This is a genomic window from Salinispirillum marinum (genome assembly GCF_042650105.1).
Taxonomy (GTDB): Bacteria; Pseudomonadota; Gammaproteobacteria; order Pseudomonadales; family Natronospirillaceae; genus Salinispirillum; species Salinispirillum marinum.
On record NZ_JBHSAL010000001.1, the window covers coordinates 1,045,100 to 1,068,144 of the forward strand.

The 23,045-nt window shown below is 54.7% G+C and carries 20 protein-coding genes; 16 read left to right on the forward strand and 4 right to left on the reverse strand.

Going from position 1 to position 23,045, the window contains the following annotated elements:
- The first annotated feature begins 120 nt into the window (after positions 1 to 120).
- From uca to urtE, 7 genes are all read left to right on the forward strand, one after another.
- Complete coding sequence (gene uca, locus ACFOSD_RS04880; RefSeq protein ID WP_380692917.1) at positions 121 to 3,774, forward strand: urea carboxylase; 3,654 nt, start codon at positions 121 to 123, stop codon at positions 3,772 to 3,774.
- A complete protein-coding gene (locus tag ACFOSD_RS04885; RefSeq protein WP_380692915.1) occupies positions 3,774 to 4,475 on the forward strand; it encodes a GntR family transcriptional regulator in 702 nt (233 codons plus the stop codon). The genes uca and ACFOSD_RS04885 overlap by 1 nt, the downstream gene beginning before the upstream one ends.
- 382 nt (positions 4,476 to 4,857) lie before the next feature.
- Complete coding sequence (urtA, locus tag ACFOSD_RS04890; RefSeq protein ID WP_380692913.1) at positions 4,858 to 6,147, forward strand: urea ABC transporter substrate-binding protein; 1,290 nt, start codon at positions 4,858 to 4,860, stop codon at positions 6,145 to 6,147.
- Positions 6,148 to 6,610: 463 nt separating this feature from the next.
- Positions 6,611 to 8,209 carry an urea ABC transporter permease subunit UrtB gene (gene urtB, locus ACFOSD_RS04895; protein WP_380692911.1) on the forward strand — a complete coding sequence of 533 codons (1,599 nt, stop codon included), beginning with the start codon at positions 6,611 to 6,613 and terminating at the stop codon, positions 8,207 to 8,209.
- 3 nt (positions 8,210 to 8,212) lie between these two features.
- The gene (urtC, locus tag ACFOSD_RS04900) at positions 8,213 to 9,394 is read left to right on the forward strand and encodes an urea ABC transporter permease subunit UrtC (protein WP_380692909.1); all 1,182 of its coding nucleotides are present in this window, start codon (positions 8,213 to 8,215) and stop codon (positions 9,392 to 9,394) included.
- Complete coding sequence (urtD, locus tag ACFOSD_RS04905; RefSeq protein WP_380692907.1) at positions 9,391 to 10,149, forward strand: urea ABC transporter ATP-binding protein UrtD; 759 nt, start codon at positions 9,391 to 9,393, stop codon at positions 10,147 to 10,149. Before urtC ends, urtD begins: the two co-directional genes overlap by 4 nt.
- Positions 10,150 to 10,152: 3 nt before the next feature.
- Positions 10,153 to 10,863 carry an urea ABC transporter ATP-binding subunit UrtE gene (gene urtE, locus ACFOSD_RS04910; protein ID WP_380692905.1) on the forward strand — a complete coding sequence of 237 codons (711 nt, stop codon included), beginning with the start codon at positions 10,153 to 10,155 and terminating at the stop codon, positions 10,861 to 10,863.
- Positions 10,864 to 11,168: 305 nt separating this feature from the next.
- On the opposite strand, the gene ACFOSD_RS04915 is transcribed toward urtE, so the two are convergent.
- Complete coding sequence (locus tag ACFOSD_RS04915) at positions 11,169 to 11,981, reverse strand: SDR family oxidoreductase (RefSeq protein ID WP_380692903.1); 813 nt, start codon at positions 11,979 to 11,981, stop codon at positions 11,169 to 11,171.
- The gene (locus ACFOSD_RS04920) at positions 11,978 to 12,862 is read right to left on the reverse strand and encodes an SDR family NAD(P)-dependent oxidoreductase (RefSeq protein WP_380692900.1); all 885 of its coding nucleotides are present in this window, start codon (positions 12,860 to 12,862) and stop codon (positions 11,978 to 11,980) included. Before ACFOSD_RS04920 ends, ACFOSD_RS04915 begins: the two co-directional genes overlap by 4 nt.
- Positions 12,863 to 13,042: 180 nt before the next feature.
- On the opposite strand from ACFOSD_RS04920, the gene ACFOSD_RS04925 reads away from it, so the two are divergent.
- Together ACFOSD_RS04925 and ACFOSD_RS04930 are read left to right on the forward strand one after the other, a co-directional pair.
- Complete coding sequence (locus tag ACFOSD_RS04925; RefSeq protein WP_380692898.1) at positions 13,043 to 13,933, forward strand: AraC family transcriptional regulator; 891 nt, start codon at positions 13,043 to 13,045, stop codon at positions 13,931 to 13,933.
- A 113-nt stretch (positions 13,934 to 14,046) separates the two neighbouring features.
- Entirely contained in the window at positions 14,047 to 14,412 is a 366-nt protein-coding gene (locus ACFOSD_RS04930) for an MmcQ/YjbR family DNA-binding protein (protein ID WP_380692896.1), read from the forward strand.
- 14 nt (positions 14,413 to 14,426) lie between these two features.
- Here the strand turns inward: ACFOSD_RS04930 and ACFOSD_RS04935 are convergent, their stop codons facing one another.
- Complete coding sequence (locus ACFOSD_RS04935; protein WP_380692894.1) at positions 14,427 to 14,879, reverse strand: helix-turn-helix domain-containing protein; 453 nt, start codon at positions 14,877 to 14,879, stop codon at positions 14,427 to 14,429.
- A gap of 274 nt (positions 14,880 to 15,153) precedes the next feature.
- On the opposite strand from ACFOSD_RS04935, the gene ACFOSD_RS04940 reads away from it, so the two are divergent.
- The 7 genes from ACFOSD_RS04940 to ACFOSD_RS04970 all read left to right on the forward strand — a co-directional run bounded on the left by ACFOSD_RS04940 (position 15,154) and on the right by ACFOSD_RS04970 (position 21,760).
- Positions 15,154 to 16,386, forward strand: a complete 1,233-nt coding sequence (locus tag ACFOSD_RS04940) for a cytochrome P450 (RefSeq protein WP_380692892.1) — start codon at positions 15,154 to 15,156, stop codon at positions 16,384 to 16,386.
- A gap of 28 nt (positions 16,387 to 16,414) precedes the next feature.
- A complete protein-coding gene (locus ACFOSD_RS04945; protein ID WP_380692889.1) occupies positions 16,415 to 17,110 on the forward strand; it encodes a hypothetical protein in 696 nt (231 codons plus the stop codon).
- Positions 17,103 to 17,768, forward strand: coding sequence for a hypothetical protein (locus tag ACFOSD_RS04950; protein ID WP_380692887.1), 666 nt, complete (start codon positions 17,103 to 17,105; stop codon positions 17,766 to 17,768). The genes ACFOSD_RS04945 and ACFOSD_RS04950 overlap by 8 nt, the downstream gene beginning before the upstream one ends.
- On the forward strand, positions 17,755 to 19,335 hold the full coding sequence (locus tag ACFOSD_RS04955) for a Dyp-type peroxidase (protein ID WP_380692884.1): 1,581 nt from the start codon (positions 17,755 to 17,757) through the stop codon (positions 19,333 to 19,335). Before ACFOSD_RS04950 ends, ACFOSD_RS04955 begins: the two co-directional genes overlap by 14 nt.
- A 171-nt stretch (positions 19,336 to 19,506) precedes the next feature.
- Entirely contained in the window at positions 19,507 to 19,944 is a 438-nt protein-coding gene (locus ACFOSD_RS04960) for a transcriptional repressor (RefSeq protein WP_380692882.1), read from the forward strand.
- Between the two features lie 34 nt (positions 19,945 to 19,978).
- Positions 19,979 to 20,965 (forward strand): zinc ABC transporter substrate-binding protein, encoded by a 987-nt coding sequence (locus ACFOSD_RS04965; RefSeq protein WP_380692879.1) that lies wholly within the window; start codon positions 19,979 to 19,981, stop codon positions 20,963 to 20,965.
- 54 nt (positions 20,966 to 21,019) lie between these two features.
- Complete coding sequence (locus tag ACFOSD_RS04970; RefSeq protein ID WP_380692877.1) at positions 21,020 to 21,760, forward strand: DUF3299 domain-containing protein; 741 nt, start codon at positions 21,020 to 21,022, stop codon at positions 21,758 to 21,760.
- A 4-nt stretch (positions 21,761 to 21,764) separates the two neighbouring features.
- Here the strand turns inward: ACFOSD_RS04970 and ACFOSD_RS04975 are convergent, their stop codons facing one another.
- A complete protein-coding gene (locus ACFOSD_RS04975) occupies positions 21,765 to 22,988 on the reverse strand; it encodes a hypothetical protein (RefSeq protein ID WP_380692875.1) in 1,224 nt (407 codons plus the stop codon).
- Positions 22,989 to 23,045: the final 57 nt, after the last annotated feature.

Here is a 23,045-nt window from a genome sequence, read left to right on the forward strand (position 1 = left end):
GGTCAGGCGTATGGATGCGCCTGATAATTGGTTCACGGCGTCCCGCGGAAGGGCAACCCTTCGCTCCAAACCATTGCGAGATGACGTTATTTGGGTAGTGAAAATGGAGGTTAAACCCGCATGAAATCTAATGTATTGAATAAAGTATTAATCGCCAATCGCGGCGAGATCGCCGTGCGGATTATTCGCACATTGAAGGAAATGGGCATTGGCAGCGTTGCCGTTTATTCCGATGCCGACCGCAATAGCCTGCATGTCGAACTGGCAGATGAAGCCATCGCCTTAGGTGGAAATAGCCCGGCGGACAGCTATTTGGATGTGGGTAAAATACTGGCTGCTGCTAAAAGCATTGGAGCCACGGCCATTATTCCCGGTTATGGATTCCTCTCCGAGAATGCGGATTTTGCCGAAGCCTGCGAAGCCGAAGGCATTGTCTTTGTGGGGCCAACACCCCTGCAAATGCGCCAGTTTGGGCTCAAACACTCCGCGCGTGAAATCGCCGAAGCGGCTGGCGTGCCCTTGGCGCCCGGTACCGGTTTGCTGGCATCGCTGGAAGATGCCCTTGTTGCGGCGGAAAAACTCGGCTATCCCGTCATGCTCAAAAGCACCGCTGGTGGCGGCGGTATCGGCCTAACGCGCTGTGAAGATGAAACCGCCCTGCGCGAAGCCTTCGTTTCTGTACAGCGCCTCGGGCAAAGTTTCTTTAATGACAGTGGTGTGTTTTTGGAGCGCTTTATCGCCCAAGCGCGCCATGTCGAAGTACAGATGTTTGGTGACGGTAACGGTCATGTTGTAGCGCTGGGTGAACGCGACTGCTCATTGCAACGTCGCAACCAAAAAGTTGTCGAAGAAACGCCTGCACCGAATTTGCCTGCTGAAACGCGGCAAGCCATGTTGGACTGCGCAGTACGCCTCGGCGAAAGCGTGAATTATCGCTCCGCCGGTACGGTCGAATTCATTTATGACGCCCAGCGCGACGACTTCTTCTTTCTGGAAGTGAACACCCGCTTACAGGTAGAACACCCCGTAACCGAACAGGTGACCGGGCTGGATTTGGTCGCGTGGATGTTACAGATCGCGGCAGGTCAAACGCCAGATTTTAACAATCTGCCCGTGCCACAAGGCGCTTCGATGGAAGTACGGATTTACGCGGAAGACCCGGTAAAAGGCTTTCAGCCTTCACCCGGTGAATTGACGGACGTGCATTGGCCGTTGGATTTGGCGCGCGTCGACACCTGGGTCGAGACCGGCAGCGAGGTATCACCGCATTATGACCCGATGATCGCCAAGGTCATTGTCCACGGCCGTGACCGCGCAGAAGCCTTAGAAAAAATGCAGGCGGCGTTGAACGAAACCCGTTTAAGTGGCATTGCCACCAACTTGGACTATTTGCGCCAAGTCATCAGCACACCGGAATTTCGGGTGGGTGATGTGTCTACGCGGGCGTTGGAATCCTTTGTATTCCAGCCGCATGTGATCGAAGTATTGCAGCCCGGCACCTACACCACGGTGCAGGATTATCCCGGTCGCGTGGGTTACTGGGACATCGGCGTGCCGCCGTCTGGCCCGATGGACGATTTCGCGTTTCAGCTCGCCAACCGCATTGTGGGTAACCACGCCGACGCCGCCGGTTTGGAATGCACCATCATTGCGCCCACCTTGCGCTTTCATCAAGACGCGACCATCGCCTTAACCGGCGCGCCGACATCGGCCATGCTGGACGACGAGCCAGTGGCATTCTGGACACCGATTGACGTTAAAGCCGGGCAAACGCTGATCATTGGTAAAGCTCACAGCGGCTGCCGGACGTATTTGGCCGTGCGCGGCGGTTTTGATGTGCCGGAATATCTGGGCAGCCGGTCGACCTTCGCCTTGGGTCAGTTCGGTGGCCATGGTGGTCGCCCACTGCGGGCGGGCGACATGCTGCCCGTATCGCAAGCGGAATTGCCCGCCTGCACCACACCGCAACCCATCAGCGCCCCAATGGCAGCCGACCCGGCCCTGATTCCAAGTTACGACACACATTGGGAAATTGGCGTGCTTTATGGTCCGCACGGCGCGCCGGATTTCTTCTCGCAAGCGTCCATGGATACCTTTTTCGGCAGCGATTTCGAGGTGCACTACAACTCGAACCGCTTGGGCATTCGTTTGAACGGCCCTAAGCCCGAATTTACCCGCACCGATGGCGGCGAAGCCGGGCTGCACCCGTCGAACATTCATGACTGTGAATACGCCATTGGCAGCATCAATTTCACTGGCGACCTGCCGGTTATTCTGACCAAAGACGGCCCGAGCTTGGGCGGCTTCGTCTGCCCGGTGACCATCGCCAAAGCTGAATTGTGGAAGGTAGGTCAGGTGAAGCCGGGTGACACCATCCGCTTCGTGCCCATCGACTACCCCACGGCGGTATCACTACAGCACCGTCAAGTGCTGGCTATCCAGACGTTGGCCGCGCCGGTAGAGGTGCCGTTAATAGCGCCCGATATGTCGGCACGCGACGACCTTTCCGCCACCTTGTTGGCCTATTTACCGGAAACCGCCACACGCCCATCGGTCAGCTATCGACAAGCGGGTGACCAATACATCTTGCTGGAATATGGCCCGAACGTCCTCGATATTAGTGTCAGAATGCGCATTCATGCGCTTATGGACGCGATAAATTCGGACAAACCGCAAGGCTTGTTTGAGCTGTCCCCCGGCGTGCGCTCGCTGCAATTACGGTATGACGCCCTGACCTTCCCGCAAGACCAACTGGTCGATTTTCTGCTGAATTTGGAAGACCAGTTACCACCGAGCGATCAGCTTAAAGTGCGTAGTCGCGTGGTGCATCTGCCCATGGCATTCGAGGACAGCGCGACGTTGGATGCGGTGGACAAATACCGTCAGTCAGTGCGTGACACCGCACCGTGGTTGCCTAATAACGTCGATTTTATGCAGCGTATTAATGGCCTCGACAGCCGCAAGCAAGTGCGCGAGGTGTTGTACCAAGCGCGTTACATGGTGCTGGGCTTGGGTGACGTGTACTTGGGTGCGCCCTGTGCCGTTCCGCTCGACCCGCGCCATCGCTTGCTCACCTCAAAATACAACCCGGCGCGGACCTTTACTGCGGAAGGCACCGTCGGCATCGGCGGCGTGTACATGTGCATCTATGGCATGGACTCACCCGGTGGCTATCAGTTGGTCGGGCGTACCCTGCCGATTTGGAACAAGTACTTGAAAAACCAACAGTTCGCCGCCGGTGAACCGTGGCTACTGCGCTTTTTTGACCAAGTGCAGTACTACCCGGTGACCGAAGACGAATTGACGCAGTTGCGCGCCGATTTCCGCGCCGGTCGTCACCGCATCGTGATCGAGGAAGAAACCTTCGATTTCGCCACGCATCAGGCCTTTTTAGCCGAACATGCAGCTGATATTGCCGAGTTTCGGGCCAAGCAACAGATCGCTTATGAAAAAGAAGTTGCGCACTGGAAGGTATCAGAAGCGCAAGCGCTGGAAACCTTAGCGGCACAAGACGCCCCACCGGATGTGACTGACCACGAAGGCGAATTGGTCACCGCCGACATCGCCGGGAATATCTGGAAATGTCTGGTGCAACCGGGCGACACCGTCGCCGCAGGCGATCCGTTGTTGATCGTAGAAGCCATGAAAATGGAATTCCCCGTGCATGCGCCGGTCGCTGGAACCGTCAGCGCCATGCATTGCGCACCGGGGCGGCAGATTAACGCGGGTGATCCGCTGGCGAGCATTCTGGCGTTGGGCGAGGTAGACGCCTGATGCAATTGGTGCGCCCTGAAGCGGAAAAGCCGCGCCGCGAAAACGTTGCGGACCGCGTCTACGCGGAGTTGAAGAATGACATCTTCGACTTCCGCCTCTTGCCCGGCGACCGCTTCAGTGAAAACGAACTGGCCGCGCGCTTAAACGTCAGCCGCACGCCCATTCGGGAAGCGTTGGTACGTTTGCAGCGCGATGGCTACGTGGATGTGTTGTTTCGCAGCGGCTGGCAGGTTAAACCCTTCGACTTCCAGTATTTCGAAGAACTGTACGACGTGCGCATTGTGCTGGAAACCGCCGCCGTGCGTCGCTTGTGTGAACAAACTGGCGCGAATCCGTTGTTTGACGAGCTGAAAGCGATCTGGTTGGTGCCCGAAGCCGAGCGCTTAACCGACGGGCCGACGGTATCCGGCTTGGACGAGCGCTTTCATAACCAGTTGGTGGCCGCGACGGGTAACACGGAAATGACGCGCATTCATGAAGAACTGACCGAGCGTTTGCGCATTATTCGTCGCTTAGATTTCACGAAAACGCATCGAATAGACGCGACTTACAACGAACATGCCGCGATTTTGCGCGCCATTGTGCAGCGCCGCGAAGACACCGCCGCGCATTTGTTAAAAACGCACATCGCGGTCAGTAAAGCCGAAGTGCAGAAGATTACGGTGCATATGCTGCATCAAGCGCGGGTGGTCGCACGTTGATGGGTATTTTCGACCGGATGGCCTCTCCGGGGTATGCCTACGGCGCTCCACGGCAGGCCGAAAGTCACGCCTTTAGGCATACCCCGGCGGCCATCCCGAACGAGCATCAACAAGTCCAACTGTGGTTGTGTCTGTACCACCTTGTTGCTCGTTCAGGATCACTTTTTGGAGAAGTTGGATTGCTTCGATGAGTGGTTTGGGTGCCTCAAGGCGCGACTCCCGGCCTGCCGTGGAGCGCCGGAGGCACCCAAACCACTCATCGGAGCCAAGAGAAGAAACTAATAAAGAACCCGAACAGGAAGTTAATGATTCGGGCAGCAGTCCAGAGTGGGTGCACTACTCAATGACTCAATAAAATTACACCGCAAGGGAGAAACGCTTTATGAAACCGACATTCAAACACCTCGCCACACTGGGCGCGTCCATCGCATTGGCTTCCGGCAGTGCTGTTGCACTCGCTGATACCATCAAGGTCGGCGTACTGCACAGCTTGTCTGGCACCATGGCCATTTCTGAAACCACCCTGAAAGACACCGTCTTGATGATGGTCGAACAACAAAACGCCGCTGGCGGCTTGTTGGGCAAACAGCTCGAAGCCGTGGTCGTAGACCCAGCCTCCGACTGGCCACGCTTTGCTGAACTCACTCGTGACCTGCTGGAACGCCAAGAAGTCGATGTCATCTTCGGCGCTTGGACTTCCGTATCCCGTAAGTCTGTGCTGCCCGTCATCGAAGAACTGAACGGCTTGATGTTCTACCCCGTGCAATACGAAGGTGAAGAAAGCTCGAAAAACATCTTCTACACCGGCGCGGCACCGAACCAGCAAGCCATCCCCGCCGTGGACTATTTGATGGATGAGCTGGGTGTAGAACGCTTTGTTTTAGCCGGTACAGACTACGTTTACCCGCGTACCACCAACCGTATTCTGGAAAGCTACCTCTTAGCGCGTGGCGTAGCCCCCGAAGACATCATGATCAACTACACGCCATTCAGTCATTCAGACTGGCAGACCATTGTGTCGGATATTCGCACCTTCGGGTCGACCGGCAAGAAAACCGCCGTAGTGTCGACCATCAACGGTGACGCCAACGTGCCGTTCTACATCGAGCTGGGTAACCAGGGCGTGTCGGCAGAAGACATTCCGGTCATCGCGTTCTCTGTAGGTGAAGAAGAACTGAGCGGTTTCGATACCTCTCCGCTGGTCGGTCACTTGGCGGCATGGAACTATTTCATGAGCGCGGAAAGTAATGCCAATGACGAGTTCATTGAAAGCTGGTGGGATTTCATTGGTGATGAAGACCGGGTGACCAACGACCCGATGGAAGCGACCTACATCGGTTTCAGCATGTGGGCGGAAGCGGTGGAAAAAGCCGGTACGACCGACGTGGATGCGGTACGCGAGGCAATGTACGGCATTGTGGTGCCTAACCTGACAGGCGGTTATGCGGTGATGAACACCAACCACCACCTGACGAAGCCGGTGTTGATCGGTGAGATTCAGGCGGATGGTCAGTTCCAGACCGTGTGGCAAACCGCGGGCGGTGTGATCGGTGATGCATGGACGAACTTCTTGCCAGAAAGCGCGAAGATCGTAGCGGATTGGTCAGCGCCGATTTCATGCGGTAACTACAACATCGAAACCAGCGTGTGTTCTGGTCAGAACTACGAGTAGTAACAAAAGCAACCCGAGGGGATGAGGGGGTTTGGGGACGCTGTAAACCCATCCATGGGCGCTCGGATGTGCCCGTCCGGGGCACATACGCCCCGCACCCCCTCATCCCCTCGCGTTGCTCGGCAACGCCGTTCACCTCCCATCAAATTTATGGGTAGCGCGGACGGTGGGCTGAAGGTTGGGGTATGGGTAGAGTGGGGCGCATACGCTTCTAACTCCTTTCTCCTCCATTGATCATCTCATCACGCCCGTCGTAGCCAGTTGATTAGCTGGTTGTCATGGGTGTAGCGGCGGTAAATTGGCTTCTGACTAAGGGGTGAAGTGGGGCGTTTGCGGCCTGGACGGCCGCAACCGAGCGCCCATGGACGGGTTTACAGCGTCCCCACGGAACCCCTTAGTCAGAAGCCAATTTACCCCGCGTTGATAAGTCGCAAAGCTAATGACATCTGATCAAAGGACCATCATGAAACGCTGGACCAAAATATTATCTTTGCTGGCTGTGCTGTTAACCAGCATGGCGGCAAACGCCAACGACTTCGAAGCGCAAGTGCTGCGCTTGATCGAAGCCGGTTTTCCGGAAAAAGCACGCCTTGTGCCTGAGTTGGCCCAGTCGGGTGACGACCGCGCGTTGGATATTCTCAATGCGTGGAATGACGGCGAGCTGTATTTCGTGCGCAGTCCTGATCGCGTGGTATTCGCCGAATCCACCGACGACGGTATCACCGTCACCGATGTCCTTAACGGTGAGGTAACAGAAGGCTTAGGCCGCCGCGCTGTGCGCTCCGTTTCGGTAAACAACGCCTTACGCCAAACCTTAGGCGTGACGCTTGGCGCGATGCGCCTCAGCACCGGCAGTAATGCACAGCGCTTAGACGCCGCACAACGTTTACTGCGTGCCGCTGACCCCGAAAACCGGGCGCTCATCGAAACCGCACTGGAAACGGAAACCAATGAAGCCGTGCGGCGCGAACTGTTGCATAACATCGCCTTGCTGGACTTCAACTACGGCACAGTGCCGGTGCAGTTGGCCGCGTTAAACACCCTGCAAGACTCCCTCAACAGCGACGTGCGCAATGCGCTGACCAGCAAGCTCGCCGCTGCGGAAACCGACCCGCAAGTGCGCGCTGAAGTTGAGCAAGTGCTGGAGAAAATCGAAGGGCGTGTGCGCTTCTTCCGCCAAATGGACAACGTATTTTTTGGTTTGAGCTTAGGCTCGGTATTACTGCTGGCCGCAATCGGGCTCGCCATCACCTTCGGTGTGATGGGGGTGATCAACATGGCGCACGGCGAAATGATGATGCTGGGTGCCTACACTACCTTTGTGGTGCAAAAGTTCCTGCCGGTCAGTCTCGACTACTCCTTGCTGGTAGCGGTGCCGCTGGCGTTCTTAGTGGCGGGAGCCGTGGGCGTATTGATGGAACGTGGCATCATTCGTTTTCTGTATGGCCGTCCGCTGGAAACCCTGCTCGCCACCTTCGGCATCAGCCTTATTCTGCAACAAGCGGTACGCAGCATTTTTGGCCCGTTGAATCAGGCGGTGGCGAATCCGTCGTGGATGAGCGGTTCATGGGTGATTAATGGCGCGTTCTCCATCACCTATAACCGGCTATTTATCGTGATTTTCGCCATCATGGTGTTCCTCAGCTTGCTGTTCGTGTTGCGCCATACCCGTTTTGGCCTGCAAATGCGTGCCGTGACGCAAAACCGCGCCATGGCCAATTCCATGGGTATTCGCAGCGGCTGGGTAGATGCACTGACCTTTGGGTTAGGCTCAGGCGTGGCCGGTATCGCCGGAGTGGCCTTGAGCCAGCTCACCAATGTGGGGCCGAATTTGGGCCAAGCCTACATCATTGATTCGTTCTTGGTCGTGGTGTTCGGCGGCGTCGGTAATTTGTGGGGTACGCTGGTCGCGGCGTTGAGTCTGGGCGTAGCGAATAAGCTGATCGAGCCCTATACGGGCGCGGTACTAGCCAAAATTGTGCTGCTGATCGGTGTGATCCTGTTTATTCAAAAACGGCCGCGCGGGTTGTTCGCGCTGAAAGGCCGTGCGGTGGAGGGATAAGCCATGCATTCACTTAGATATTTGTTTTTCCCCTCGGTGCGCGACGCCGCTGGCCGCAGCATGCTGATCAGCTTGCTGGCTGTTGCCATCATCGTGCCGATTTTGAACCTGCTGGTGCCGGAAGGGCATTTTCTGCACGTGCCGACTTACACCGTCTCGTTGCTCGGCAAGTACCTGTGCTACGCCGTATTGGCCGTGGCGCTGGACTTGGTGTGGGGCTACTGCGGTATTTTGAGCCTTGGCCACGGTGCATTTTTCGGCTTGGGCGGTTACGCCATGGGCATGTATTTGATGCGCCAAATCGGCGACCGTGGCGTTTATGGCAACCCTGACTTACCCGACTTCATGGTGTTTCTCAGTTGGGAAAAGCTGCCGTGGTTCTGGTACGGCTTCGACATGTTCTGGTTTGCCTTGTTGATGGCCATGGTGGTGCCCGCGCTCTTGGCCTATGTGTTTGGCTGGCTGGCGTTTCGTTCGCGGGTGACGGGCGTGTATCTGTCCATCATCACGCAAGCCTTGGTGTATGCGCTGATGCTGGCGTTCTTTATGAACGAACTGGGTTTTGGTGGCAACAACGGGCTGACCGACTTTAAAGACATGCTGGGTTATTCCGTACAAGGGCAGGGTTTGCGCGTCACGCTCTTTGTGCTCACCACCCTGCTGTTGCTGGTGAGCTTTATGATCGGGCGCTTCATCACCGAATCCAAACTGGGCCGCGTGCTGGTGTCGATCCGCGATGCCGAAAGCAAAGCGCGCTTCATCGGCTACCGGGTGGAGCACTACAAGCTGTTTATCTTCGTGGTGTCCGCTGTGCTGGCGGGTTTGGCAGGCGCGCTCTATGTCCCGCAAGTCGGCATCATCAACCCCGGCGAATTCGCACCGCTGAAAAGCATTGAAATTGTGGTGTGGGTGGCTGTGGGTGGGCGCGGTTCGTTGATCGGCGCCGCGCTCGGTGCCATGGTAGTTAACTACGCCAAAACCTGGTTTACCAGCGCCTTGCCCGAAGTGTGGCTGTTTTTCCTCGGCGGCTTGTTTGTGGTCTCCACGCTGTTCTTCCCGCAAGGGTTGATGGGCCTGATTCGCTCACTTCACAAACGCGCGCTGCACCAGCGCTGGAGGCTGCGCCAAAAACCGCTAGTGGATGAACCCGAGTCATTGCCTCAGACTGTTACGGAGCGCTCATGAACCCAAAACACATTGCGCAAGACTACCTGCTGTACGTCGACGGCGTGTCGGTGAGCTTTGACGGCTTTAAAGCCTTGAACAGCCTGTCGTTACTGGTGAAGCCCGGCGAAATGCGCGCCATTATCGGCCCCAACGGCGCGGGTAAAACCACCATGATGGACGTCATCACCGGCAAAACCCGCCCGGATTCCGGCACGGTGGTGTTCAACCAAACGGTCGATTTGACCAAGCACGACGAAGCCACCATTGCCAACTTGGGCATTGGCCGCAAATTCCAAAAACCCACGGTGATTGAACCGCTGACCGTGTTTGAAAACCTCGAACTCGCCCTAGCCGGAAAACGCGGCGTATTTGCCGCGCTGACGCATCGGTTGAATGCCGACGAACAAGCGCGCATCGACGAGATATTGGAGCTGATTCGCCTAACCGACCAACGCGACAACCAATCGGGCGCACTCTCGCACGGACAAAAGCAATGGCTCGAAATCGGCATGTTGCTGATCAGTGAACCTAAATTGCTGCTGGTGGACGAACCCGCCGCCGGGATGACCGACGAAGAAACCATGCGCACCGCCGAACTGCTGAAAGAAATCAATAAAACGCGCACCGTGGTGGTAGTTGAGCACGACATGGACTTCATTCGCGCCCTGAACACCAAGGTCACCGTACTGCACGAAGGCCGCGTGTTGGCGGAAGGCTCGCTGGACACCGTGCAACAAAATCAACAGGTTATCGACGTTTACCTAGGGAGGTAGCACATGGACACCAGCACCGCATTGGCCGCCACCAACATTGAACTGCGCTACGGCGCCAGCCAAGCCCTGTACGGCGTGGGCATTACCGCACAGGTTGGCCGCGTCACCTGTTTACTGGGCCGCAACGGCGTGGGTAAAACCTCCTTATTGCGCGCTATTTCAGGGCGTCACTTACCCTCCGCCGGGCAGATCACCTGGCAAGGCGAAGACATCACCCGCCTACCGCCGCAAGCGCGGGCGCAACGCGGCATCGCCTATGTACCACAAGGGCGCGAAATCTTCAGCCAGCTCACCGTTTTAGAAAACCTACAAACCGGCTTTGCCGTACTACCCCGCGAACAGCGCTCCGTACCCGGCGAAATTTACGACCTTTTTCCCGTACTGCGCACCATGCTAAAACGACGCGGCGGCGACCTCAGCGGCGGCCAACAGCAGCAACTCGCCATTGCCCGCGCCCTAGTCACCCGCCCCAAACTGTTGATATTGGACGAACCCACCGAAGGCATTCAGCCTTCCATCATCAAAGACATCCAAGCCGTTATTGAACACCTGCGCCGCCAAGGCGACATGGCGATATTGCTGGTGGAACAGTACTTCGACTTCGCCCACGCCCTCGCCGACGACTGGGCGGTGATGGATAGGGGCGAGATCGTATTGAGCGGCGACCGAAGCAGTATGGATGCTGAGGCGGTTAAGCAAGCGATGATGGTTTAAATACTCGTCTGTTGTTTGTAGGGGTCGGGCACGACCGACCCGTCATACATCTCGTCATTTCCGCGCAGGCGGAAATCTAAACCCGCGCTCGTCCTATCCGATCAGCGGGCAATCGGTCTGGACTGGACGCGGGTTGTGACGAAGTCCTGTCGAACGTTCAGCGTTAAGCGAGTGAATAAAAGTGTCAAAAACCGGTTTCTCCAATACCAATAACCTAAACCGTAAGCAGGTCGCTGGCCCACAGCATTAAAGAGGTATCAAGGGTCAGCCCTCTCCACAGGTCACAATTTTCAATATAAAACACTTCAGCTTTTCATAAGGTCTTTAATCCCGCTTATGAATTCAGCATCACTCTGCAGTTTCCTTTTGTCCAGCAGATACTCTGCATCCAGACCTGCATGAAGGCGCAGCCTATCACTGGTGTCGTTGGCGGCAGCCCAAATCACCTTAGCAACCACTTCGGGTTCAGAAGGGTTATTCGCAAGTTGACCAAACAGTCGCCCCATGGATTCAATAGTGGGTGCATACTCTGGTAGATTTTCGTCAATCGCAAAGTCAAAAGATCGGCCTCCGAAATCCGTTTTAATCATACCAGGCTCAACAATCTTTACCGTTATACCGAGAGGTTCAAGTTCGTAGTGGAGTGCTTCGGATATACCTTCGACAGCAAACTTGGTACCGTGGTAAAGGGATCCCAATGGGAATGTGACCTGTCCACCAATAGAAGAAATGTTAATGATGGTCCCGGAGCGGTTTTCTCGCATATGGGGCAGAATAGCCTTTGTCACGCTGAGTAAGCCGATGACATTGGTGTCAAATTGCCGCCTTATACGCTCCATTGAAAACGCTTCAAGTGCACCATAAGCGCCATAGCCAGCGTTGTTCAGGAGAGCATCAATTTTACCAAATTTAGAAATGCCCTCGGCAATAGCTGCATGTATTGAGTCTTCATCTGTAACATCCAGTCGAGTAACTAACGTATGGTTCAGCTCTGTTAAGTCTTTTTCTCCTGCTACATTTCGCATCGTTGCGACGACATTCCAACCCTTGGCTTGAAAATACTGAGCCGTCACCTTCCCAATACCCGAGGAAGCGCCCGTTATAAGAATCGTTTTCATGATATTCCCGCCTCGGAATTTAAGTTAAGCATCTGTTCCATGCCAAAGTTGGTTAAAACCTTGCGGGTTACGTCGTGGAGAACCGCATTGTATCGTTCGATCTCTGGGCCTACGCCAACATAGTCAACAACCGTACGAAACGGCTTGTCACCAAACGGTTTTCCAAGAAGGTTTACCACCGTCTCTGCAATTCGTTCTGGGCGCTGTTCAGATGTTGCTTTTAGCAATTCGGCCAACCCTGTTTTAGACACGGCAGGCAACTCAGCAAACGTTCCGTATTCTGACTCTCGCGCCTCGTCTTTTGGTGTCACCATACCATCAAAAAATGCGGTTGGCATCGCACCAGGTTCTAGGATACAGGATTCAATGCCAAAGCCTGAAAGCTCCGTTCGATAACATTCAACGATTGCCTCCAATGCCCATTTCGATGCTGAATAAGTTCCGTAAAACGGCGTTGCAATCCTACCGATCAAACTTGATGTGTAGATTACCGTGCCTCGACCTTGTGCTCTAAGATGCGGCAACGCTGCCCGCATGACCCGCTGAACGCCCAAAACATTCACATCGAAAACATGCATCATATCTTCAACTGACATAAGCTCTTGGATACCATAAGCGCCAATACCTGCATTGTTAAAAAGAACATCTAGTCCACCCAGTTGATCTATCGCCTTGCGAACACCCAGTTCAGTGCTGGCACTATCAGTTACGTCAAATTCAACGATCTTAACTCCCGATGCTTCGAGCTCGGCAATGGTTGTCGCGTTGCGGCCATTGCGACTGCGAACGCTGCCTGCTACTGAGTAGCCTTTTTCTAAGAGCGCCAGAGCAGTGGGCTTCCCGAACCCTCCTGCGACACCTGTGATCAATACGTTTTTCATATTTTCTACCTAAATGAGAGACGAGAAGAAAATCGTCGTGCAAATACCATGTTAGTCTCTACACTCAATATATTATTGATAATAAGTCCAATATATTTGCCTAATAGTCCAGCGAAGTATATTTTTAATATATATCCTTTAAGCTACTGACATGGTTAACAAGAAAACAGAAGGTACGCAGTGACTGATCCCAAGCTATTAAATTGTGTCGGCGCATTCCTTGATAAAGCGAACATTCACAATGGCGGTTATCTTCATGAGCCAAGCGGAATTTATTTGCTACGCCATGAGCGACCATCTCACCTGGAAGCCAATGAATACCAACCTTTGATTTGCCTCGTACTGCAGGGGGCAAAGGAAGTCGGGACCAATACAAAACGAATAACCGTTCGGACTGGACAGTATCTTATTGTCAGCCACGCGCTACCGATCATATCTCGGATCACGGAAGCAACGCGCTTAGAGCCATACATTGCACTTGTTTTTCCTGTCGACTTTGAGATTTTGCGGTCGTTTGCATCGGATTTACGGCCAACGTCCCAACAAGTTAATCCGGCCCGATTTTCAATCTCCTTGTGGGATGAGTCGGCCGGGATGCAAGATGCGTTATCGCGTTATCTCCAACAGTCGTCTAACAAAGAGGAGCGAAGACTTCTCGCACCCATCACCAAACGAGAAATTCATGCTCGCCTTTTGATAGGACCGCATGCCGACATGCTGCAAAAATTGATGTGGCATGAAAGTTCAGCCAGTCGCATTTTTCAGGCAACCCAAGAAATTCAGACCCATTTGACCAAAATGCTAGATGTGGGAGCATTAGCACAGCAGGTTGGCATGAGTAATTCAGCTTTTTTCGAACACTTCAAAGCCGTTACCGGAACTACCCCTCTTCAATATCAGAAAGATCTTCGTCTGTTACGCGCACGAGACGACCTGCAAACGACAAATGTCAGAGTGTCTGAAATAGCCTTTGGCGTTGGCTACGAGAGCTCTGCGCAGTTTTCGAGAGAATACGGCAGAAAGTTTGGGCGATCGCCCAGAGAAGAGAGGAAGGCTTACCAAATACTTTGACGTTTACTTGAGATCGGAGATTAGGCCATACTCCGTTAAAGTCGACCGCAATGCCTTAACTCCGCCACGGAGCGTTGTGTCGACCGCTTTCATCAAAAAAGAAAGAGCCCGCCATGACATTCGATGAATACAATGATTTTTGCCGTTCGCTTCCGGCCACAACTTACGTTGTGCAGTGGGGTGGCGCTCATGTGTGGAAGGTGGGCGGAAAAGTATTTGCCATTGGCGGTTGGGGGAAAACGGACAAGCCTGCTTTTTCGTTTAAAACGTCGGAGTTAGATTTCGAGATCTTGCGCGATGAACCGGGATACCGGCCTGCCCCTTATCTGGCTTCGCGGGGTATGAAGTGGATTCAGCAATACGATGTGCCAGAAGACGCCCACGAGTTGCTTGAATACTACCTTAAGGAGTCCTACCGTTTGGTGTCTTTGGGGTTAACGAAAAAGCTACAACGGGAGCTTGGCCTGAACCAAGCCTAGCTTGGGTGTCACGCTTATTCAGGTTCATCACAATCCGTCGCCACATACTCCCCAAACTTGAGTGCCTCGCGGGGTTCCAAGTACCCATCGGGGCGTTTGGTGGCGCGCAGATGTTGGTAGATGGCGACCATGACTTTCATTTGTTGTTCGCTGTCGGTAGACAGTGTGTCTAAATGCAATATATCCCGCGTGGCGGTCATCGCCATATCCAGCGCTTTTAAATCCACCACTTCGGCTTGCCGATACAGGTAGCCATGCCCGGTGGCGAGCCATTCCAACGAGACATTGGCGCGCTGGGCAATTTGGTTCGCTTTGCTGAGGCTGGGTTCGGAACCGGCGAGGTATTTGCGGATCAGGCTTTCGCTCAGGCCAACTTTGCGTGCGAAGGCGCTGGTGGTCTGCGTTCCGATGAGGTCACGTAAGCGGTCGGAGAATGCTGTGTCGGTTGTGTGTGCTTGGTCTGTCATGGGCGCTGGTTAGGACATGGACAATGCGCGATACCTTACTCCAATTTTTGACCCGCGAGTAGTGCTCAGGCGGGCGGTTCGTGAACCACCCCTACGGTGACTCTATATCTCTGTTCAAATATAGACTTTGGTCAAAAAGTGTCCGCTCTTGATTGTCGAATGTCGAAAATGGCGCTAGAGTGAACCGTTAAGGACAGTGGCATAGCGCTTTTTGGTTTTCATGCCTTGCTGATTCAATAAGATGCCCGTTAGTGGTCAAGGAGTAGCCCGTCACATGAATACAACGGTTCTGGACCCAGCAGATATGCCTGCCTCTTTCAGCGGCCCCAGCAATCCGTACAAATTGCGCCGTCAACATTGGTGGTTTGCCCTTTTGCGTACCTTTAGCCCAGCGTTCACGACTCGGCAGGGTATCGTGATGGTGACGCGTTTTCAGGATGTCGAAGAAGTATTGCGGCGGCATGACGATTTCGATGTGCCTTACCAACGCCGCGTCAGTGTGGTAACCAATAACGGCCAATTCTTCCTCGGCATGCGCAATTCGCCGCGCTATGAAAGTGATATCGCGCAAATGCGTCTGGCGATGCGCCGCGAAGATTTAGACCAGCGTATTCGTCCTTTTGTGCTACAAAACAGTCATCAAGTGGTGAATACCGCTAACGGCGAGCTGGACGCTGTAGCCGACCTCGCCCGATTAGTGCCCGCGCGACTGATGATCCATTACCTTGGCCTTTTGGGGATGGATGCGCAGCAACTGAGTGATTGGTCACACAGCCTGTTTCATTATTTGTTTGTGCCGGGAATTTCCGCCGACAAAGAACGGCAAGCCATTCAAGATGCCACGCTGCTGCGCGCCTACCTCGATAGCCTCATTGAACAGCGGTTGCGGCAACGTCAGTTAAACGATGATGTGATTGGCCGCCTCCTCAGCCTGCATCTGGCCGGGCAACCTAATTTAGCGCCGGATGCTATTCGCAACAACATCATGGGTATTTTGGTGGGCGCCATTACGCCCACAGCCAAAAGCGTCGCCTTGGCGTTGGACTTCTTGCTTAGCCACCCCGAAGCGTTGGCCTTGGCCCAAGGTGCGGCAATGGATGAAGACCTGCCCCGGCTCAACCGCATTCTCCGCGAGGCGTTACGACACAACCCCTTTGCGCCGGGCATCTATCGTGTGGCGCGGCATGACTTAACCTTACGATCCAGTGCATGGCGTAAGAAAACCATCAAAGCCGGACAGCGTGTGTTGGCCGTGACCCAGTCAGCCATGTGGGACCGCCGAGTGGTGAAGTCGCCCGCAAAATTCGACCCCAATCGACCCAACCATATTTTCCTTGATTACGGCTTGGGTCTGCACGCCTGCTTTGGGCAATACATTAACGATATTCAAATGGCCGCGCTCTTGTTGCCCGTGTTGCAACAGTCAGGATTACGCAGAGCGGCTGGAGAAATGTTGCGCAGCGATGAGGCTTTTCCTGTGCACCTTAGAGTGGAGTTCAACGTTTAAATTTAGCGCACAATAAAAGGAGTGTTACATGTCAAACATCGCTGGGAAGGCTTATGCCATGAATGTGATCACGCCGCTGAAACCCATGCAAACCTGGGTAACGCGGGCCATTCACTGGTTGGCCGGTACGCGTCTATTCAGCAGTAAGTTACGCGGTTTAATCACCCTCTCACTGATCCATTATGCCGGTTGGGCTGTCCTCGGTCGTAAGCATTTTCCGGTGTTACACGCCGAGCAGCCTCGCGAAAGACTGACCTACAGCTACTATCTGTTTTTTAGCAACTTTAATGGCAGCTGGGAGCAATACGTGGATTCGTTTTCCACGGCCATACCCTCCGGTTTGGATTTGCTCTGGTACAAGAACATTGGCTACCCCAAATCTGTACCCCGCACCCCCTTTCACGAATACATTTTGCACAACCAAATTTGGACCGACCACTACTACAGCGCCTATCCCCTTGCCGCCAGTAACGATGTGAAAGCGGCCTGCCGTTTAAAGCCGCGCATTATCACCCTAGCGGAGCAGGCCAAAACGGCCACAGCGGAAGAATTCACCGCTTTGTATGAAAAGATGCTGACCGAGTGCCAAGAAGACTTGGGCCTGGTCGCGGAAACACCGATAGTCTCATTAGCAAGTCAGGCCGTACAGGAACGCAAACGCTTGGAACGACAATGGCGGCGGGCAGGGCGCAATACCGTCGAAGGAGCGTATCACCATGGCTGATCATGCCCAAGGCGCAACTAATCTCATTCTGTTCACCCCCATTAAAGAAGGCATCAACAGCGAAGGCTGTAGCCATGCGTTTGCCGTTCGACGTCAACTTCAAGCCCTGAAAACTAACCATCGTAGCCCCTGGGCTGCGGTGCCCAATACCTATCTGGCACGCTGGTATTTGTTGGACGATGTGGCCTATCAAGGAAAACCGGCTGCCGAGGACCATCTTGCTAACCGCTATCTCGTCACCATTGCCCAGTTTCATGGCCCACGCCATGGCTGGTTGCAGTCGCAGTGGCAACACATGGAAGCAACCCTGCGCCAGCTCTATGCCCATGCTTGGGATTTTGACAGTGTGGTGTCGGCCTCAACGTGGGCGGCATACGCCGAGCGCTGTGCAGTGCCCACCGGCTTCTTCTTCAATGGTTCAACAGGCGACCCGTTAGCCGAACAATTAAAAGCCCTGTATTTGCGCCAAACCTTCACCCAGTTTGTGATGACGCATCAAGGCATGTCCGGTGCGGCGCTGCAGACCGCCTTTCAGGCTTGGTGCGACGCGCATCAACCCGCTGCACTTGAAGGGCCAACATGGCGTCCCGGTGCTAGCCGTTTGAACCGTGTGGTCACCCCGACACAACACAAGGATGAAACTCATGAGCTATCTTGATCTGAACGACATTCAAGGCAATGTCACCAAAGGCTATGGTCGCTATGGCTACCCCGTAGCGCGGTATTTTTTTGTAGTATTTACCGATACCCTGGCCGCCCAGCGCTGGCTCGGCAGCCTGTTACCCCATCTGACCACGGCAGCACCCTGGCCCGATCCGGGCGAACCCGCGCCCGTGCCATTGCCGGAAACCACGCTCAATATTGCGCTCACCTATCAAGGCTTGAAAGCCCTCGGTTTGCCGCGCAAGGCGTTGTCGGCGTTTCCGGAAGAATTTCAAATGGGCATGAAAGCTCGGGTGGATATATTGGGTGATGACGGCCCCTCTGCCCCCGAACACTGGGATCCCATCTGGCAAGATGGCCCGGTGCATGCGTGGCTTTCCATCAATGCTCGGAACCGCGACGCACTGGCGCAGCGCACCGACTGGCTGCTGTCCCATGTTGAGCATACGCAAGGCGCCGTGGTGGTACGTAATGGCCACCGTAGCAGTGACGGTACCCTGTTACCCTGGCAAGAAGCCGGAGCGTTAACGGAGCAGGGCAAGGTCACGCCGAAAGAACATTTCGGTTTTGTGGATGGCATTTCCGACCCCTACTTTAAAGGCTGTGGCAGCCCCGCAGTACATGTTATTGGTGGTGGTAAACCGACACGCGAAGACCCTTCCACCGTGGCCGGTTGGGAGCCACTGGAAACCGGCGAGTTTGTCCTAGGGTATCGTGATGAAGCGTACGAATATCCCGCAGCGCCGGTACCCAGCACCTTGGCTCGCAATGGTACTTTCATGGTGTACCGCAAGCTGCACCAAAACGTCGCGACCTGGCGGCGCTATACCGCAACGGCCGGAAAAAACTTCCCTGCAGGGCAAGAAAAGCTCGAAGCCAAGATGGTCGGGCGTTGGCACAATGGCGCACCGCTGGCCGAGTTTCCTACCAAGGCCGACGCCGATGCGTTTTCTGCTCGGTTGGTTTCCGTACGTGCAGCGCTAAAAACAGCCGACAACCCGGCAAAGAAAGCGGAGTTAGAAGCCGAATACGCAGCGCTCCGGCAAAAGCTGACGGGGTTTAATTACGAAAATGACCTTTCTGGCAGCGGCTGCCCGGTCGGTGCTCATGTCCGGCGAGCCAACCCGCGTGGCGCTTTGGAATTCGGCAACGACGGTGCGTTCCAAACCAAGGGCGCGCTGGTAAATCGGCGGCGTTTACTCCGGCGCGGCCTACCCTATGGCACCAGCCCCACCGATACCACCGACGCTGACGAACATGGCATTGTGTTCATGGCCCTGAACGCCAACATCGAACGGCAGTTTGAGTTTGTGCAACAGCAGTGGATAAACTACGGCAATGACTTCAAGCTGGGCAATGAACGCGACCCGGTAATAGGTAACCAACCCATGAATGACGCGGGTTTTGGCAACGGCCATATGATGATTCCCAACGCGCATCGGCCACCGCATTTTTGCACACAGATACCCCGTTTTGTGGAAACGCGGGGCGGTGAATATTTCTTTATACCGTCGCTGTCTGCACTGCACATGATGGCGCAAGGTTTGGTAGACCCGACCTAAAATGCGTCCACATTGCTGACAAACACCCGAACAAAGAAACCCACACACTGACCTGCTTGCCAACCCGTCATCGCTCAACAGGCGACGACGGGTTTTTTAATGTGATAATATAACAAAACTTTGTGGGTCGGCCCCTTGGCTACCCAGCTCGAATTGTCTTGCAGGCCGTCTATGAACACCGTTGAAAAAGTATCGCAGTGGTGCGCCGAACAGGGTGAACGCTTTACCCCGACCCGGCAATTGGTGCTGGAAATCCTAGCGGACCAAGCGCAAGCCGTTACCGCCTACCAATTGCTGGATCTCTTGCAGCAACGCATGCCGCAAGCCAAACCACCGACGGTTTATCGTGCCTTGGAGTTCTTGCTGAAAACGGGCTCCGTGCATCGTATTGATTCGCAAAACGCTTTTAAGGTGTGTTCGGACTTCCCCCATCGGCATGACGCGGCGTTCTTTGTATGCCGAGGCTGTGGCGCCGTCAATGAAGTGAATACGAAGCATCTGCCCTTGGACGCACTGCGTAAAGAAGCCGCTGAACGCCGCTTTGTGATTGAACACACCACCTTGGAAGTCAGTGGACGTTGTGCCGACTGCCAAGTTCTTACCGTATAAGCGGTCTATGTTGTTGATGAACCATTGAGGAATCATGACCCACGTTTTACGCCACTTGTTTACCCGCCACATGCTTGTCCTGCCGCTGCTGCTGAGTAGTTTGGCGGCGCTAGCGGTGCCGTCCCATGCCACACCGAAGGTCGTGGTCAGTATTGCACCTCTACACAGTTGGGTGAGCCAAGTCAGTGGCGACCTTTGGCAACCCGAATTGCTGTTGTCAGCCCAGCAAGACCCCCACAACAGTTTGCTGCGCCCTTCGCAACGCGCCTTGGTATTGGATGCCGACTGGGTGATCTGGCTTGGGCCACAGTTAGAAACCGGCTTGGTGAGTTTGTTGCGTCGCGTACCCGAAGATCGACAGTGGCGCTTGACCAGCGAGCAAGTAGCGTTGATTCACTATGAATATCGTACGGCCGGTACGGTGTTTACCGCAAAAGATAGTCACGCCGGGCAAGCGGATCATCTTGCGCGATTTCAAGACCACGGGCATAGCCACGAGGGCGACGATGTTGACCCGCACCTATGGTTGCATCCCGACAATGCGCAACGGGCGTTGCAATATATTGCAAAGCGTCTCGCCGAGATCGACCCTGCCAATGCCACAACCTACCAAGCCAACGCACAAGCGGCCATGACCCGGCTGGCCGCGCGCCAACAAAAGTGGGCTGATGCGCTGGCCGACGTTACCCTACCGTATGTGGTGTTTCATGATGGCTACCAGTATTTTGACCGCGCGTTTGATTTGCCCTACGCTGGGTCAGTTACCTTGAATCCGGAACAATTGCCGGGCTTACGCACGCTCAACGATATGCGTACCGGTTTGCAGCAAGGCACCTTTGGCTGCTTATTTGCCGAAGCGCAGTATTCCGAACGCTTGGTGCAAACGGTGGCCGATGGCTTCGATGTACCCATTGCCCGACTGGACGCTACCGGCCTGAACATAACACCTGGACCCGACCACTACCTGCAGCTTATGGACAACCTGGTAGCAGCCTTTACGGCGTGCCGGGGAACTCCCTGACCTGGCGGTGGTCTTTAAAATATTGCTATGACGACACATTTTCGGAGAGCTTAGATGAGCCACATGTACCCACCGACGACCTACCGAAATATCATGATGGCGGCAAGGTCCATGGCACTTTCGTGTTCTGTGCTGGTGTTTTTGGCAGGCTGTGCGGACCCTGAAGCGGAGCGTGCTTCTGGCGTAGTATCGGGCAGTGCCCTGCAAGCGCAGGGCGTACCGGGTGGCAATTTACGCCCGGATGAATTAACGATCGAGCCTAGCACTCAGGCCATCGCGCCGGTGATTGATGCGCCGGTAACGGAAAAAAGTAATGTTCTACCCGCCGGTGACACCTATTTAGAAATGGATTGGGATGAATTGATTCCAGCGGGTTTTACCTTTGACCCCATCATGGAAGCCATTGATCTTGAATCTTACGACATCACCGAGCTGGACGACGCCGATCCGGAAGCGCAGCGCCTCTATCGGGACTTACAATCGCTTTTGGCCGAAGTGCCTGCCGAGCCAGCGTTGCAAGGCGTTAAAGGCCGTTTGCCAGGCTTTGCTGTGCCGCTAGAATTTGATGGCGAAAAGGTTTACAGCTTTCTATTGGTGCCTTATTTTGGGGCCTGTATTCATACCCCGCCGCCGCCGGCCAATCAGATGGTGTATGTGGAAATTGCCGACGGCTTTGAACTGCCCAGTCTGTATGACCCGGTGATCATCGAAGGTGCGTTCGATGTCGCCCGCTACGACGATGACTTAGGCACGGCCGGGTATCGTATGCAGGCCGATCGGGTGATGCTCTACTAGTAGCCTATTGAAACAAGCGTACGTCGATTCCGAACTGCCACGCATGCCCTTCATCAAGCGACGGCACGCCCGGCATCCAACCGGCGGTTTTGTAGTGCCAGTCGGCTTGTGCCCGCAGCGGCCCAAATAGCACACGGCTGAAACTCGCTTCCAGCGCCCAGCCTTCGTTGGCGCTCGTGCTGTCGAACCGCAAGTCGTCCGGCTGTTGCCAGCCATGCCCGCGCAAGGTTAACAACCCACCCAATGCGGGGTTGTCGATGATGCTGATACTGAGCGCCGGTAAACTGCGTTCACGATTCTGGTGCAGGTAAAATTCCCACGCCATTTTCAAACCGCGTTGATAGCGCAAATGATGCCAGCCGAAACTGCGCCCGAAAGGAGTGGGTTGAAAGCTCAGCCGGTTTTGTTCGGCTTCCTGCACCTCGGCCAATAGATGACCATCGACCACATTCAACCAACTGAACCAGAAGGCTTGGTTCAGGTAGTCTTGTTCGTCTTGGCTTAAATCATCCCAACGCAAATAACGTTGCGGCCGCTCAATATAGTTGGCATCGGGGCGATGCAGGTCATACACCCAACTGCGGCACTCATAACCCACAATATCCTGTTGCAACTCGGGTTCGCTTTGCGGCAAGTCATCACGCCCGTTTTCACGGCACTGATATAGATTGAACAGGTCAAACAGCACATTATGCGCCTTGGCCAAACGGTAGCGCGGTTGCGCATGATTGAAAAAGCTGTCTTCGGCGTATTGCCGCCCCAGCACAAACGATGACTCATAACGTGCGGTGCTTAAGCGCACCATGGTCACCGGGTCATGCGCCTTAACATCAGCCAACGCCGCATCACTGACGCCATAAACATAGGCTTTGCGGGTGGGGTCTTCCGACCAGTAATAGTAGGCTTCCGAACGGCTTGCAATGCCTTGGTCGCGCAACCATTCCTGCTGCCATCTGTTTTGCATCCAGCGTTTTGGCTCAGGCAACACAAACAGCCACATGCCAACATCAAGCAGGGCGGGTGCCAGCGCATTGTTGGTAAACAGACTACGCCGCGCATATTGACTGAAGGCGTCATAACCTTGATAACCCAATAATGTGAAGTCGGTAGCCTGCTCAATGGAAGGGCTTTCCCAAAACAAGCGTTCGTCAGCCGGGTTATACAGGGTCAGGTTTTGCCATTGTTGGGCCGCCGCAACGGCACTCAGACAAGCGGCAAAGAGTAACATCAGAGGTCGCAAGAGGGTCATCATCCACACAGAATTAACAGAATGTCGCCATGGTAA

Bases quoted from the DNA above. Each gene is read 5' to 3' on its own strand.
- uca (WP_380692917.1), top strand. From the start codon at position 121: ATGAAATCTAATGTATTGAATAAAGTATTAATCGCCAATCGCGGCGAG.
- ACFOSD_RS04885 (WP_380692915.1), top strand. From the start codon at position 3,774: ATGCAATTGGTGCGCCCTGAAGCGGAAAAGCCGCGCCGCGAAAACGTT.
- urtA (WP_380692913.1), top strand. From the start codon at position 4,858: ATGAAACCGACATTCAAACACCTCGCCACACTGGGCGCGTCCATCGCA.
- urtB (WP_380692911.1), top strand. From the start codon at position 6,611: ATGAAACGCTGGACCAAAATATTATCTTTGCTGGCTGTGCTGTTAACC.
- urtC (WP_380692909.1), top strand. From the start codon at position 8,213: ATGCATTCACTTAGATATTTGTTTTTCCCCTCGGTGCGCGACGCCGCT.
- urtD (WP_380692907.1), top strand. From the start codon at position 9,391: ATGAACCCAAAACACATTGCGCAAGACTACCTGCTGTACGTCGACGGC.
- urtE (WP_380692905.1), top strand. From the start codon at position 10,153: ATGGACACCAGCACCGCATTGGCCGCCACCAACATTGAACTGCGCTAC.
- ACFOSD_RS04915 (WP_380692903.1), bottom strand. From the start codon at position 11,981: ATGAAAACGATTCTTATAACGGGCGCTTCCTCGGGTATTGGGAAGGTG.
- ACFOSD_RS04920 (WP_380692900.1), bottom strand. From the start codon at position 12,862: ATGAAAAACGTATTGATCACAGGTGTCGCAGGAGGGTTCGGGAAGCCC.
- ACFOSD_RS04930 (WP_380692896.1), top strand. From the start codon at position 14,047: ATGACATTCGATGAATACAATGATTTTTGCCGTTCGCTTCCGGCCACA.
- ACFOSD_RS04935 (WP_380692894.1), bottom strand. From the start codon at position 14,879: ATGACAGACCAAGCACACACAACCGACACAGCATTCTCCGACCGCTTA.
- ACFOSD_RS04940 (WP_380692892.1), top strand. From the start codon at position 15,154: ATGAATACAACGGTTCTGGACCCAGCAGATATGCCTGCCTCTTTCAGC.
- ACFOSD_RS04945 (WP_380692889.1), top strand. From the start codon at position 16,415: ATGTCAAACATCGCTGGGAAGGCTTATGCCATGAATGTGATCACGCCG.
- ACFOSD_RS04950 (WP_380692887.1), top strand. From the start codon at position 17,103: ATGGCTGATCATGCCCAAGGCGCAACTAATCTCATTCTGTTCACCCCC.
- ACFOSD_RS04955 (WP_380692884.1), top strand. From the start codon at position 17,755: ATGAGCTATCTTGATCTGAACGACATTCAAGGCAATGTCACCAAAGGC.
- ACFOSD_RS04960 (WP_380692882.1), top strand. From the start codon at position 19,507: ATGAACACCGTTGAAAAAGTATCGCAGTGGTGCGCCGAACAGGGTGAA.
- ACFOSD_RS04965 (WP_380692879.1), top strand. From the start codon at position 19,979: ATGACCCACGTTTTACGCCACTTGTTTACCCGCCACATGCTTGTCCTG.
- ACFOSD_RS04970 (WP_380692877.1), top strand. From the start codon at position 21,020: ATGAGCCACATGTACCCACCGACGACCTACCGAAATATCATGATGGCG.
- ACFOSD_RS04975 (WP_380692875.1), bottom strand. From the start codon at position 22,988: ATGTTACTCTTTGCCGCTTGTCTGAGTGCCGTTGCGGCGGCCCAACAA.